The sequence below is a fragment of the Acuticoccus sp. MNP-M23 genome, from assembly GCF_031195445.1.
GTDB lineage: Bacteria > Pseudomonadota > Alphaproteobacteria > Rhizobiales > Amorphaceae > Acuticoccus.
Genome location: NZ_CP133480.1, coordinates 4912886 through 4926813, shown reverse-complemented (window position 1 = coordinate 4926813; position 13928 = coordinate 4912886). Strand labels below are relative to the sequence as shown.

The 13928-nt window shown below is 65.0% G+C and carries 12 protein-coding genes; 7 read left to right on the top strand and 5 right to left on the bottom strand.

Going from position 1 to position 13928, the window contains the following annotated elements; genetic code table 11:
* Positions 1–8: 8 nt before the first annotated feature.
* Positions 9–1016: a hypothetical protein gene (locus tag RDV64_RS22610; protein ID WP_309197230.1), complete on the bottom strand. Its 1008-nt coding sequence runs from the start codon at positions 1014–1016 to the stop codon at positions 9–11.
* Positions 1017–1248: 232 nt separating this feature from the next.
* Between RDV64_RS22610 and RDV64_RS22605 the strand changes: the two genes are divergently transcribed.
* Genes RDV64_RS22605 through RDV64_RS22585 form a run of 5 tightly spaced genes read left to right on the top strand, consistent with a single transcriptional unit; the run spans position 1249 to position 6109 of the window.
* Positions 1249–2619, top strand: a complete 1371-nt coding sequence (locus tag RDV64_RS22605; protein ID WP_309197229.1) for a Do family serine endopeptidase — start codon at positions 1249–1251, stop codon at positions 2617–2619.
* Positions 2616–3947 (top strand): replication-associated recombination protein A, encoded by a 1332-nt coding sequence (locus RDV64_RS22600; protein WP_309197228.1) that lies wholly within the window; start codon positions 2616–2618, stop codon positions 3945–3947. Before RDV64_RS22605 ends, RDV64_RS22600 begins: the two co-directional genes overlap by 4 nt.
* Positions 3947–4723: a sterol desaturase family protein gene (locus RDV64_RS22595; protein WP_309197227.1), complete on the top strand. Its 777-nt coding sequence runs from the start codon at positions 3947–3949 to the stop codon at positions 4721–4723. The genes RDV64_RS22600 and RDV64_RS22595 overlap by 1 nt, the downstream gene beginning before the upstream one ends.
* An 8-nt stretch (positions 4724–4731) precedes the next feature.
* A complete protein-coding gene (gene crcB, locus RDV64_RS22590) occupies positions 4732–5118 on the top strand; it encodes a fluoride efflux transporter CrcB (protein WP_309197226.1) in 387 nt (128 codons plus the stop codon).
* Between the two features lie 37 nt (positions 5119–5155).
* The gene (locus RDV64_RS22585; RefSeq protein WP_309197225.1) at positions 5156–6109 is read left to right on the top strand and encodes an RluA family pseudouridine synthase; all 954 of its coding nucleotides are present in this window, start codon (positions 5156–5158) and stop codon (positions 6107–6109) included.
* A 20-nt stretch (positions 6110–6129) separates the two neighbouring features.
* Here the strand turns inward: RDV64_RS22585 and RDV64_RS22580 are convergent, their stop codons facing one another.
* Positions 6130–8136 carry an EAL domain-containing protein gene (locus tag RDV64_RS22580; protein WP_309197224.1) on the bottom strand — a complete coding sequence of 669 codons (2007 nt, stop codon included), beginning with the start codon at positions 8134–8136 and terminating at the stop codon, positions 6130–6132.
* A gap of 345 nt (positions 8137–8481) precedes the next feature.
* The gene (locus RDV64_RS22575; RefSeq protein WP_309197223.1) at positions 8482–8946 is read right to left on the bottom strand and encodes a hypothetical protein; all 465 of its coding nucleotides are present in this window, start codon (positions 8944–8946) and stop codon (positions 8482–8484) included.
* A 154-nt stretch (positions 8947–9100) separates the two neighbouring features.
* Between RDV64_RS22575 and RDV64_RS22570 the strand changes: the two genes are divergently transcribed.
* The gene (locus RDV64_RS22570; protein WP_309197222.1) at positions 9101–10522 is read left to right on the top strand and encodes an FAD-dependent oxidoreductase; all 1422 of its coding nucleotides are present in this window, start codon (positions 9101–9103) and stop codon (positions 10520–10522) included.
* Positions 10523–10676: 154 nt separating this feature from the next.
* Positions 10677–11894, top strand: coding sequence for a YbfB/YjiJ family MFS transporter (locus RDV64_RS22565; protein ID WP_309197221.1), 1218 nt, complete (start codon positions 10677–10679; stop codon positions 11892–11894).
* Positions 11895–11964: 70 nt separating this feature from the next.
* Here the strand turns inward: RDV64_RS22565 and RDV64_RS22560 are convergent, their stop codons facing one another.
* Together RDV64_RS22560 and galE are read right to left on the bottom strand one after the other, a co-directional pair.
* A complete protein-coding gene (locus tag RDV64_RS22560; RefSeq protein ID WP_309197220.1) occupies positions 11965–12810 on the bottom strand; it encodes a PPK2 family polyphosphate kinase in 846 nt (281 codons plus the stop codon).
* A 100-nt stretch (positions 12811–12910) separates the two neighbouring features.
* Positions 12911–13915 (bottom strand): UDP-glucose 4-epimerase GalE, encoded by a 1005-nt coding sequence (gene galE / locus RDV64_RS22555; protein ID WP_309197219.1) that lies wholly within the window; start codon positions 13913–13915, stop codon positions 12911–12913.
* Positions 13916–13928: the final 13 nt, after the last annotated feature.

Genomic DNA, 13928 nt, shown 5'->3' with positions numbered 1-13928 from the left:
GCAGCGCCTCAGAGTTCGGGGAGCTGCACCCGGTCGTCGATCCCGCACAGGATCGTCAACAGTGCCACGCGCACCCACATCCCGTTGCGCTCCTGCCGCCAGTATTTGGCGCGCGGGTCCTGGTCGATGGCCGGGTCCAGCTCGTTGCGGCGCGGCAGGGGGTGAAGGATCGCGCAGCTTTTCTTCAGCTGCGGCAGGTGGCCCGCCGTCAGGTGATAGGCGCTGTGATCGTCCGACCGGACGGCGCCCGGCGCGTCGTACTCGTCCTGGATGCGCGTCATGTAGATTGCATCGGCCGCGGCAATGGCGCTTTCGAACGCGGTGGTTTCCTCAAAATCGACGTTGGCGGCCTTGAGGTCGGCGCGCAGATCCTCTTCGATCCGAAAGGCGGGCGGCGACGCGAACAGGATCTTGACGCCCGGGTAGTTGATCAGAAGGCGAGCGAGCGAGCGGACCGTACGGCCGCGCTTCAAGTCGCCGACCATGCATATGGTCTTGCCCTCGATGCCGCCTTCCAGCCGCAGGCTGCGCGACAGGGTGTAAATGTCGAGGAGGGCCTGTGTCGGGTGCTCGTCCGGCCCGGAACCGGCATTGATGATCGGCACCGGTCGCGGCGTTTCGTCCAGCATGGTTGCGATCCGCTCGCAAAGGCGCGGGATCGGCGAGCGCATGATGATGAGGTCGACGTAGGACGAGAAGGTGCGCAGAGAATCTTCGACGCTCTCGCCCTTGCGCTCCGATGAGGTGGACGCATCCCGGATCTCGGACGCGGTGATCCCCAGAATGTGGCAGGCGGACTGGAACGACAGGAACGTGCGCGTGGACGGCTGGGTGAAGTAGAGCATCGCCCTTTTGTGAGCGAGCAGGCTCTGGAGGTACACCATGCCCTCGCGGCTCTTGTCGAACCGGCGGATGGTTGTGGTCAGCGTGACCAGATAGTCGAGAAATGGCCGGTCGAACTGGGCCGAGGACAACACATGGCGCAACGGTGGCCGGGTCGGGGAAGGGCTATCCATCGCGGAACCTCATGTCTTGCGCGGGGAGACGCATAGCCGACCGGGCGCCGGTCGCGCTACTGCCGAAAGCAATTGTGCGTGCTCATCCGCTGGTTTTCGCGCACTGGCGGTTCTGGCAGCGCCTTGCTGTGGGGCGCATGGCTGGCGCGAGCGCAAGCGGGTTGCGCGGCGCGGGCGCCATCCCCATTGTGCGACCAATCCGGAAAACCGGCGCATCCAGAAGGCACAAAGCATGCTGCGTATCGTCATTGCCCTCGCCATCGCGGCCTTGCCGCTCGCTGCCGCGGCGCAGGATGTGCCAGCCTCGCGGGCGGAAATCTCGCTCAGCTTCGCGTCGGTGGTAAAAGCCGCGGCGCCCGCCGTGGTCAACGTTCAGGTGGCCGACACTGGCGAGGGGCGCAACGTCTACCAGGGCGACCCGTTTCTGGAGCGGTTCTTCGGCCGCCGGCGGCAGCAGCGGCAGACATCGGCGGTGGGCTCGGGCGTAATCGTCGACCCGTCCGGCCTCGTTGTCACCAACGCCCACGTTGTCGGCAATGCCAAGGAGATGACGGTCAGCTTCAACGACCGGCGCGAGTATGGCGCAACGCTCATCCTCAAGGACGAGCGGACGGACCTTGCGATCCTGAAGATCGAGGCCGATGGCCCGTTTCCCGCGGTCGAATTCGCGCCCACCAACGGGCTTGAGGTGGGTGACCTGGTGCTTGCCATCGGCAACCCCTTCGGCGTCGGCCAGACGGTGACGCAGGGGATCGTATCGGCAGTCGCCCGCACGCAGGTCGGCGTCACCGACTATCGCTTCTTCATCCAGACCGACGCTGCCATCAACCCCGGCAATTCCGGCGGCGCACTCATCGACATGGCGGGCCGTCTGATCGGGATCAACACCGCCATCTACAGCCGTTCCGGCGGGTCCAACGGCATCGGCTTCGCCATTCCGGCGGACATGGTGAACCTTGTCGTCAGCTCAGCCGCCGAGGGGCGGCGGGTCGAGCGCCCCTGGTTCGGCGCACGCCTTCAGAACATGACGCGGGAGCTTGCCGAGCAATATGCGCTGAAGCGGGTGAGCGGCGTGCTGGTGGTCAGCGTCATGAAGGACGGTCCGGCGCAGGAGGCGGGCATTCGTGTTGGCGATATCGTGGTCGGCCTTGCCGGCGAGGATGTCAGCGATCACGACACGTTCGGCTATCTGTTTGCCACCCGCGGCGTGTCGGGCACGGTGGATATCGAGGTGTTGCGCGGCGGCGAAGTCCGCACGTTCGCGCTGGCGCTGGAAGTCCCGCCCGAAACCGTCGCGCGGGACGAGCGGCGCCTCGATGGCGGATCGCCCTTTGCCGGCTCTGTGGTGATGAACCTTTCGCCCAAGGTTGCAGACGAGCTCAACATGGAGCTTTCCGCCGAGGGGGTTGCACTGGCCAAGGTGGACCGCGCGTCGATTGCCGAGCGCGTTGGGTTCAAGCGCGGCGACATCGTCTTGGAAATCAACGGCCGCAAGATTGAGACGACCGAGGCGCTCGACGCCATCACCATGCGGCGCCAGCGCTATTGGGACATCATCATCGAGCGGGACGGCCAGAAGCTGAGCCTGGTGCTGGGCAGATGAGCCTGTTCGAGGCAGCCGGGCTGGAAAAGGCGGCCCCGCGGCCACTGGCCGATGCGCTGCGGCCGCAGTCGCTGGACGAGATCGTCGGCCAGCCGCATCTTCTGGGACCCGACGGGCGGCTGACCCGCATCCTGCGCGGCGAGGAGATCGGTTCTCTGGTGTTCTGGGGCCCGCCCGGCACCGGCAAGACCACGCTGGCGCGCTTGATGGCGGCCCGCGTGAAGCTGGAATTCGTGCAGGTCTCCGCCATCTTCACCGGCGTTGCGGACCTGAAGAAGGTGTTCGAGCGCGCGCGCCATTCCCGCGCCGTCGGCCGTGGCACGCTGCTGTTCGTGGACGAGATCCACCGCTTCAACCGGGCCCAGCAGGACGCGTTCCTGCCCGTGATGGAAGACGGCACCATCACGCTGATCGGCGCCACCACCGAAAATCCGTCCTTCGAGCTCAACGCGGCGCTGATGTCCCGCGCGCAGGTGCTGACCTTCCGCGCGCTGGAGGCTGATGCACTGGGCACGCTCCTCACCCGCGCCGAGGGCGAACGCGGTCCGCTGCCGCTCAGCGATGAGGCGCGCGACAGCCTCATCCGCATGGCCGATGGCGATGGCCGCGCCATCCTCACCCTGGCCGAAGAAGTCTACCGCGTGGCAGCGCCGGAAGAGCGCCTGTCGGCCGACGATCTGCAGGGCCTTCTGCAAAAGCGTGCCCCGGTCCACGACAAGGACCGCGACGGCCACTACAACCTCATCTCGGCGCTGCACAAGTCGGTCCGCGGGTCGGACCCCGATGCAGCGCTCTACTATCTCTGCCGGATGCTGGAGGGCGGGGAAGACCCGCTCTATCTCGCCCGCCGCCTTGCGCGGATGGCGACGGAAGACATCGGCCTGGCCGATCCCCATGCGCTGACCCTCGCCATGGCCGCCAAGGACAATTACGACTTTCTGGGCTCGCCCGAGGGGGAGCTGGCGCTTGGCGAGCTGACGATCTATCTGGCGCTCGCGCCCAAATCGAATGCTGCCTATACCGCCTACAAGGCCGCCCGCCGGTTCGTGAAGGAGGCGCCATCCATGCCGCCACCGGCCCACATCCTGCCCGCGCCCACCAAGTTCATGCGCGAGGAGGGCTACGGCGCCGGTTACGAATATGACCACGACAGCCCCGAGGCCCTGTCCGGCCAGCGCTATTTTCCAGATGGTCTGGACGATCAAGTCTTCTATGAACCGACCGCTCGGGGTATAGAAGATAGCTTCAAAGAGCGATTGCGAGAAACGCGTGCCAAGCGGGCACAACGCGCCGGTGCGTCGGCGCAGACGAAAGCGAACGGTGAGTGATGTCTTCTCTGGTTGAGTTCCTGACGCTGTGGGCCGTGGTCTGGGCCGTGACCTTTGCTCTCTACATCGGCTTCGGGATTGTGGTTCAGCTTTATATCCACCGCTATCCGGAGCGGCGCATTCAGGCGAGCCGGCGCGGTGAGAAGCGCAAGTGGAAGGAGATCCGCCAGAGCGCGTGGTCGCTCACCGCAACGTGCTTCTGTCTGGCTGCCGGCCTTTATGCGCAGTATCGCGGGTGGACGCTGTTTGCGCCGCTCGACCTGTCGTGGTGGTCGGTGCCGCTGATGTTCGCGGTTTCCATCGTGGCGTTCGACACGTGGTTCTACTGGGGCCACCGGCTGATGCACTGGCCGCCGCTCTACAAGCATCACCAGTTCCACCACCGCTCCGTGGCCCCCACGGTGTGGTCGAACTATTCCGACACCATCGTCGATGCGTTCGTGATGCAGAGCTATTATCTCTGGGCGCCGCTGATCCTGCCGATCCCGGCGGTGGTGCTCATTGTTCACCGTCTGTACGACCACTTCAACGGCATGATCGGCCATTGCGGCTTCGAATTCGCGGCCTCGAAGTGGACGCGGATTCCCTCACCGATGGTGTGCACGCTGTTCCACGATCAGCACCACTCCCACTTCAAGACCAATTACGCGAACTTCTTCTCGTTCTGGGACCGCGTGATGGGCACCATCGACAAGGAATACGACAGCGGCGTGAAGAAGTGGTCCAAGGACGAGGCACCCGCCAAGGCCGAAGACGCCCACCCCGCAGCCGGCTGAGGACCCCGATGCCCGGCAATATCAGTCCCATTGCGATCGGGCTTCTGGTCGCCCTTGGCGGTGCCATCGGCGCGTCCATGCGCTTCTGGCTGTCTGTCACGCTGGCGGAGTTTCTGGGCACCCATCTTCCGGCGGCGACCTTTACCGTCAACGTGGCCGGCAGCTTCATCATCGGCTTGTTCGCAATCCTGATTGGCGGCAACCAGACGCTGACAGCCTTTGCTATGACGGGCATTCTGGGCGGGTTCACCACCTTTTCCACTTTCTCGCTGGAGACAGTGCGGTTACTGGAAGAGGGGCGGATCGTGCATGGTCTGGCCTACGCGGGCGCCAGCGTGGTCACCTGCGTGATTGCAGCGGCACTTGGCATGGCGGCCGCCCGCGCGCTCAGCTGACCGGCCACAACAGCACGCGACAACACTGGAGCAGTTCATGAGTGAGGCCCCGCGCGTCCAGCACGTCGAGGTTGGCGACGACGACGGGGGGCTGCGCCTCGACCGCTGGCTGCGCCAGCGCTTCCCCGACGTGCCGCTCGGCGCCTTGTCGAAGGTGGTGCGCACCGGGCAGCTCCGGGTTGATGGCTCGCGCGCCAAGATGGACACCCGGCTTGAGGCGGGGCAGAGCGTCCGCCTGCCGCCAATCACCGCCGGCGAGCGCATTGCGCGGCCGGTGGCCGAGGGCGATGCCGGCGCGCTGGAAGCCATGGTCCTGCACCGCGACCAGCAGCTTGTGGTGCTGAACAAGCCGTTCGGCCTGGCCGTGCAGGGGGGCTCCGGCCTCAGCCGCCACATTGACGGCATGCTGGAAGCCTGGCGCGACCGGAAGGGCCGCAAGCCGCGTCTCGTCCACCGGCTCGACCGGGACACCACCGGCGTTCTTGTGGTGGCACTCACCCGTTCTGCCGCCGCCGCCCTGTCGGAGAGTTTCAAGGGGCGGGATGCGCACAAGACCTACTGGGCGGTCACGCGCGGCCACCCGGTGCCGGCGGAGGGAAAGATCTCCACCTGGATGGCGCGCCACCCCGAGGATGGCGAGCGGATGTATGTGCCGCCAGCGAAGACCAAGGAAGCGCAGCGCGCGACCACAATGTACGAGACGCTCGACCAGTCGGGCCAGTTCTCGCTCCTGCAGCTGGAACCGGTTTCCGGCCGCACGCACCAGCTGCGGGTCCACTGCGCCCACATCGACGTGCCGATCCTCGGTGATCCGAAATATTTCAACGTCGAGAACTGGGCGCTGCCGGGCGGCCTGCAGAACCGGCTGCACCTGCATGCACGGCGGATCGTGCTGCCGCATCCCGCGGGCGGCACACTGGACGTGACGGCCCCGGTCTCCCCGCACATCACGCAGACGTTCAACGTCCTCGGTCTCTCGCCGCAGGGGTGAGCCTCGCCCGCTGGCGCCGCTCATGCCGGCGTGTGCGGCAGTTTCCGGACGGACTGTGCAGGTTCGCAGGCATTGGCCGCGATATATGCGTGGACGTCGGCCGATGGCATCGGCCGTCCGAACAGGAAACCCTGGCCGTGGGTATACCCGGCCTCCCTGGCGAATTGCAGCTGGGCATCCGTTTCGATCCCCTCGGCGACCGCGGAAAGTTCCATCAGCGTGCACATAGTCGCGATGGTCTGGAGCACCTTGTCCACGTTCTTCACCTTTCCGAGAAGGTTGAAGCAGCTGCGGTCGACCTTCAGCGCGTCGAACGAGAACGTCCACAGGTAGCTGAGGCTGGTGTAGCCCGTGCCGAAATCGTCCAGCGCAATAGCGCAGCCGAGGGCATGAAGATCTGCCAGCTGCGCTTCGACAGGTTTGGTATCCGCGATGAACAGCGACTCCGTGATTTCGAGCATCAACCGGTCGGCCGGCAGGTTCGACGCGGCGAGGGCGGTCTTGACCGTGGCCACAACATCGCTTGAGAATTGCTGGGCGGACAGGTTCACCGCAATCGACAATGGCACCGACCATGACGCGGCTGCTTCGCACGCCCGGTTGAGGGCAAGGGTGCCGAGCCGGTCCATCACGCCAAGCTCTTCTGCGACGGGGATGAACTCGGCAGGCGAGATGAAGTTGCCGGTCCCTTCGCGCATGCGCAACAGCGCTTCGAAACTGACGAGCGAGCCGTCGCTGAGGCGATGCACCGGCTGGAAGTAGATTTCGAACTCGTCATTTTCCAGCGCTTGCCGCACCAGCAGGCGCAGCGTGTTCCGATGGCGGACGGTCTCATCCATCCCTTGCTCATAAAGGACGGACCGGTCGCGGCCGGACTGTTTGGACCTGTAAAGTGCCGCCTCGGCAAAACGATGAAGGGTGACGGCGTCGATCGCGTCGTCGGGGGCGATCGCAGTGCCGAGGCTCGCGGTGACATCGACCGGCAGGTCTTCCGCCTGATGCATTTCGCGGATCGTTTGCACCAGCCGGTTGGCGAAAGCGCTGGCATCGTCAGGCGAGGTGACGCCCATCTGGATGACGCCGAATTCGTCGCCGCCAAGGCGCGCCACGAGGTCGGTGCAGCGTGTCTTGGATGCGACCACATCAGCGACGCGGTGGAGAAGGTGGTCCGCCGCCTCGTGTCCCATAAGGTCGTTGACGGTCTTGAAGCCGTCCAGATCAATGAGGTGCAATGCGATCTGCCGCGGCTTTTCCGTCACCGTGGCCAGCCGCTCGTGCAGCGCATCATTAAAGACGCCGCGGTTGGCGACCCCGGTCAGCGTGTCAAACCGGGCCAGCCGCAACGCTTCGGCATCAGCCTTCCGCCGTTTGCGGTAAAGGTTGGCCGTGGTCAGCGAGTGGGCCATCGTGAGCACACCGCCGATGGCAAAGAGTGCCGCAAGCCAGCGCCACAGGTAGAGCAGCCCCGACCGCTCGTGCGTGATATCGATGTAGATGCTGACGAGGCCGGGCTGCTTGCCGCCGAGGGTGACCGGCAGATGGATTTTCGCATACCACATGGGATATCCGGGCAGGGTGCTGCCGTAGACACTCTCGGTAACAGGTTCACCGTTTCTCAGGCGATCGAGCAGGTCAGCGTCGCTGCTTTTCAGCGACGAACTCTCATGGTCGACAAGGTTGCCTGAGGTGAAGCGAAGGTTTCCGTCAAGATCGTAGATCTTGAATTGGAGGATCGTTTCAATGCCACTGATCGCATGCAGATAGGCAAGGTCAGTTTCAGAAATCGGCTCCTCACCCAGCATGCTGGCGAGGTTGACGTCAGTGTTTTGTAGCAGCGCCTCAGAAAAAATCTTCGCTTTTGACGTCGCATCCTGCTCCAGAAGGCTCTGGATCATCCTCAGTGAAACTGAAGCGGCTGCAATAACAGTGACGCACACAATCAGGCAGAAAAGTATCTGAAAGAAATAATTTGATAGACTCGACAAAATTATCGGTCGATCATTGCTGAGTGTTGGTTGCGATTTCATGTTTAACGATAAGATTAATTATCGAGGCTGGCCGCGCTGGTCTGACGACGAACACCTCGAAATATTGTTGCTGCACTTCCGAATGACTGGAGCGCATTGGCCGCGGATGCAAGCATAAATCTGCTTCATCAGGTCAACTTAGCGGCCGGGCTGATCAATTTACGTGGACGAAGCGGCCAGAGCCACTAAAAATTACAGCCTGCGCAATGGGTTAAGGCCGTTCTCGTCCCGAGCGTCGCTTTTGCGTCGCTCGATTTCGGTCTCTGGCAGCGGGGCCAAAAGCACCGGATCGTCACATTTGGGCGGGCTGCCGCAGACCGATACCGGCCGCGGCAGCACGTCCGGTCAGGAAACGGCGTTTGCGCGCGTCATTGAAAAGACAGCGCCGACGCTCGGCCGGCAGGTGACCTGGTCGCTGGCGGTCAGCGTGCAGTCGGCCGTGCGCAACTCATTGGTGACGACGGACGTCCAGGTCAGGGCAAGGCCGGAACCGGTGCTGGTATACCGGCCGTCTGCAACCAGAACATCGCCATTCTGGCGGTGGCGGGAATTGAAGGCGCCGTCGGCGAAAGTTGCGACGAAAACACCGTCGTTGGACACCCAGCTGCCCTCAACAATCTCGGCTGGGCCGCGCGACTGGCAGCCTGCCAGTGCGGCGGCGGCACATAGCATCATGATCGAAGCACGCATGGTTTGCTTTCCCTGCTGGACAGTTGGTTTGTGCGAGAAATCAACGTGCCGCACTGCACGGGAGAGCGCAACGCCTCGGCTCGAGTTTGAACCGAAAGCCGCCGCTTTCGCGCCCGGCACAGGGCAACTTTCCTTTGTGGGCGCGCGATGACAGGCGCGAGGGCACCGCTTTCAGGTCCGGGAACAATTCTCACGAGAAATTATCAACCGAGTGGCATATGATCTGCCTGTATTATGGTTGAGACAGATCAAACGCCCGGGGCAAAGTCCGATCATGGCTGATTCGAGTTTTCGTCGGAACGGCGCCACGCCTTCCCCGGCATCGACCCTGCGTAACGCGGCAGGGCCATTTCCGGTGGAGGCGGAAGTTCTCGTCATCGGTGCGGGTGCGTGCGGGCTTACCGCCGCGCTGGCCGCCGCTGCCGAAGGCGCCGAAGTGCTGGTGCTGGAGCGCGACGCCGTGCCCTCCGGCTCGACAGCATTGTCCGCCGGGCTGGTGCCAGCCGCCGGCACCCGCTGGCAGGCCGAAGCGGGCGTGACCGACACCGCAGCCTTGCTGCATGCCGACATTCAGGCCAAGGCCAAGGGGCTTGCCGACCCTGCGGTGCTCGACGCTGCCGTGGCTGCCGCAGGGCCCGCCATCACGTGGCTTGCCGACGCGCACGGGCTGCCTTTCGAGCTGATCGACGGATTCCTTTATCCGGGCCACAGCGTGCGCCGGATGCACGCCATGCCGGAGCGCTCGGGCAGTGCGCTGGTGGACCGCCTGCGCACCGCTGCCGAAGAGGCCGGCATCACCATCGTCACGTCTTCGCAGGCCACATCCTTGCTGATGGACGGCGACCGGGTGGCCGGCGTCGGCATCACGCGGCCGGACGCCGAGGAGGACATCGGCTGCCGCCAGCTCATTCTTGCCTGCAACGGCTATGGCGGAAACCGGGCATATCTGGAGCGCCACATCCCGGAGATTCTGGGTGCCCTGTGGTTCGGCCACGATGGCAACGATGGCACGGCGCTCGACTTCGGCGAGGCGCTGGGCGCCGACATGGGTGATCTGTCCGGTCATCAGGGGCACGGCTCCGTCGCGCATCCGCACGGGATCCTCATCACGTATGCCGCCATCACCGAAGGTGGTTTTCAGGTGAATGCGGCCGGCGCGCGCTTCAGCAACGAGGCGGCCGGCTACTCCGAGCAGGCCGCGAACGTTCTGGCGCAACCGGGCGGCACGGCGTTCACCATTTTCGATGGGCGGATTGCGGACATTGCCCGCCAGTTCGAGGATTTTCAGCGCGCCGAGGCCGCCGGCGCAATCACGACGGCAAGCTCGGTTTCAGCGCTTGCGCAGGCGTGCAAGATCCCACAGGACACGCTGGAGGCGACCATGGCGGCGATAGCCGGCGCCAGGCAAAGCGGGGCGCCTGATGCCTTTGGCCGGACCTGGACCAGCCCGCCGCTTGGCGCACCTTACTGCGCCGTGCGGGTGACGGGTGCGCTGTTTCACACCCAGGGCGGCCTGCGCACCGACGGAACGGCCCGCGTCCTGCGCGGCGGGCAACCGATGGAAAACCTGTTTGCGGCGGGCGGTGCGGCCGTTGGCGTTTCCGGCCCGGCGGCGTCCGGCTACCTTTCCGGCAACGGGCTTCTGACCGCGGTCGCCATGGGGCGGGTGGCCGGGCGTGCGGCGGCTGGCAGCTGACGTGCCGCGCTTCGTTCCGCAAACGCCTGCGGGTTGCCACCTCCGCCCCGAAGTCGCTACGTCGCCACGGAGCGGCAGTGCCGCCTGGTCCCGTCAGGCGGTGCGACAATTGCCGAATTCCTGAGCGCGCCACAAGCGTCACCCCCGAGGCTCCATGACCGGATCTGATCCGACTGCCACTGCCGCCGCTGCGCGAATTTCGCCGCTGGTGCTGATACTGGCGCTTGCCATTGTCCCGGCGGTGGGACTTGGCATTGCCCGCTTTTCCTATGCGCTGATGCTGCCTGACATGCAGGCGGACCTTGGCTGGTCCTATGCGCAGGCCGGGTGGATGAACACCACAAACGCGTTTGGCTATCTGGCTGGCGCACTTCTGGCAGCCGGGGCCGCTAGGCGTTTCGGAGCAGCGATGGTCACCGTTTACGGGCTTGGTGCGTGCGTGCTTTCGCTGGCGCTGTGTGCCGTCCTGCGCGATGACACGCTTCTCAACCTCGCGCGCATTCTGGCGGGCCTTGGTGCGGGCCTTGCCTTTGTGGCCGGGGGCGTTCTTGCCGCCGAAGCCGCCATGCGCGATCCGGCGAAGGCGTCTTTCCTCCTCGGCCTGTTTTACGCGGGGCCGGGCTTTGGCATCGTCGTGTCAGGCCTCACCGTGCCCTTCGTTCTGGCCGGGGCGGGGCCGGGGTCATGGCCCTACGCCTGGGGCGCGCTGGCGTTGCTGTCGGCCCCTCTTGCGTTGGTTCTGGTGCTGGCGCTGCGGGTCGATACCGCAGCCAAAGCCAGCGCGCGGGTAAGCGTGCGGCTCTTCCCGATGGGCTCCATGCTGGCGGCCTATTTCCTCTTCGGCGTCGGTTATATCGCCTACATGACATTCATGATTGCGTTCGTGCGCGACCAGAGCAGCGCGGCGGCCCATCAGGCTCTGTTCTGGGTGGCCATCGGCGGTACGGCGATAACATCGCCGTGGCTGTGGTCGGGCGTGTTGCGCCGGCTGAAGGGCGGCCATGCCTTCAGCCTCCTGTGCAGCCTCACGGCGGCTGCCGTCAGCCTGCCGCTGCTCTGGCAGGGACCGGCAGCGCTGCTGGCGTCTGCGGCGCTCTTCGGCTGCACCTTCTTTTCGGTGGTGGCCTCCACCACCGCGTTCGTCCGGCGCAACTACGCGCCCAGCGCGTGGGGCGCCGGCATTGGCGCAATGACCGTGGTGTTCGGCATCGGCCAGATCCTCGGCCCCGCCGCGGTTGGCGCCGTAAATGACTGGCGCGGCGGGCTGTCGAGCGGGCTGGCTGCTTCCGCGGCACTTCTGTTTCTGGCAGCGCTTGTCAGCCTGACCCAGCGGGACTTTGCGCCTGCGCCCCAGCCACCGGGCGCTGGCTGACGGGAGCTTGTCGCGCGGCGTTCGGGATGCCTTCGTAGACGATGGAATCCGCGTTCGTTTCAGGTCGGAGTCAGGCCTCGCTTTCCTGCACCTCGGCGAAGTAGCGGCGGCGGATGTCGGCAAGGTCGACGCTGGGCTCGGGAATCTTCATCGCCATCGCCTCCAGCTGTTCGCGGATGATCCGCGCGATGACGAAATCGCGATACCATTTCTTGTCGGCGGGGATGATGAACCAGGGCGCGTGGTCCGGGCTGCACCTTGAGAACACGTCCTCGTAGGCGCTCACATACGCGTCCCAGAAGTCTCGCTCGGTGTAGTCGGCGACGCTGATTTTCCAGTTCTTGGCCGGATCGTCGAGCCGCTTTTCGAAGCGTTCGAGCTGCTCCTGTGGCGAAATGCAGAGATAGAATTTGAGGATGCGCGTCCCGTTGTCGAAGAGCAGCTTCTCGAAATTGTTGATGTGGTCGAACCGGGCCTGCCAGACCGGTTCCGGCGCAAGGTCCTTCACCCGCACCACCAGAACGTCCTCGTAGTGCGAGCGGTTGAAGATGGAGATCCCGCCGCGCCGGGGGGCGTGCGGGTGGATGCGCCACAAAAAATCATGGTCGCGCTCGATCTCGGTCGGCACCTTGAAGCTGACCACATGGCACCCTTGCGGGTTGAGTGCGGGTGAGAGGCGGCGGATCGTACCGTCCTTGCCCGCGGCATCCGGCGCCTGAAGGCAGATCAGAAGCCCCTGTTTGCCTTCGGCATAAAGCGCATACTGAAGCTCTCTGATCGCAACGAGGTCAGCCGCGTGGGCTGCCTTCGCCTGCTTTTTTCCGTCAGCCAGACGGGTGTCGGCAGGATCGATATCCCCGATCCGGATCTTGCCGTCGGGCGGAACGCGAAATTGCTGCGTGAAAGATTGAGCCACGTTGGATCCTTGCCTCCCGGAACGCCATCGAAACTACCCTATCGCGTTTCGGCCGCGCTTTGGCGCCTCGCGAAATTTGCCGGCGTGCGTGCCGGAGGCCTCAGCCGGCGGCCTGCCTCGGGCGCCTGAAGGCGGTGGATGCTTTCTGCCAGCGCCAGGCGGTCTGGAGGATCGTATCCACCGAGGACAGCCGCGGGGCGGGAAGGAGGGCGGAGGCCCGCGCCGTGTCCGCAATCAGGGCGGGCGGGTCGCCGGGGCGCCGTTCTGCGCGCTGCACGCGGATCGTGCGGCCGCTGACACGCTCGGCAGCGGCGATGAGTGCGCCGACGGAGATCCCGTGTCCGGTGCCAAGGTTGAGCGTTTCGCCGATGCCGCCCGCCAGGAGGTGGCGCAGCGCAGCCACATGGGCTGCGGCGAGATCGCTGACGTGAATATAGTCGCGCACGGCGGTGCCGTCAGCCGTGTCATAGTCCGTGCCGAAGACCGAGATGGCGTCCTGTTCGCCGGCAGCGACCGCCAGAAGCCGCGGAATGAGGTGGGTTTCGTGGTCGCGGCATTCGCCGATCTCGCCCTCTGGATCGGCGCCGGCAGCATTGAAATAGCGCAGCACCATGGCGGGCAGCCCGTCAGTTGCTGCCATTGCGGCGACGAGCTTTTCGGCCTCCAGCTTGGTTGCGCCGTAGGGGCTGATCGGATTTGTGGCGGTGCGCTCGTCGATCATCGCGCTGGCTGGTGCACCGTACACGGCACAGGTGCTCGACAGAACGAACGGCACGTTTCCGTGGCGCCGTGCCGCGTCCATCACGCTGAACGAACCACCGACATTCACCCGGTGGTAAAGGTGTGGCTTGTTGACCGATTCGGAGACCACCGAAAGCGCGGCAAAGTGCAGGACGCCCACCGGGCGATATTTTGCGAAGACCGCATCAAGGCGCGTTGCGTCCAGAATGTCGCCGTCTTCAAGCGGGCCCCAGCGAACCGCGAAACGGTTGCCGGTGGACAGGTTGTCGTAGGTCACGGGGATGAAACCCGCCTGAGCGAGGGCCTTGGCGGCGTGGCTGCCGATATAACCGGCGCCGCCGGTGACGATGACGTGCTGTTTCATGGTCGATCCTTTG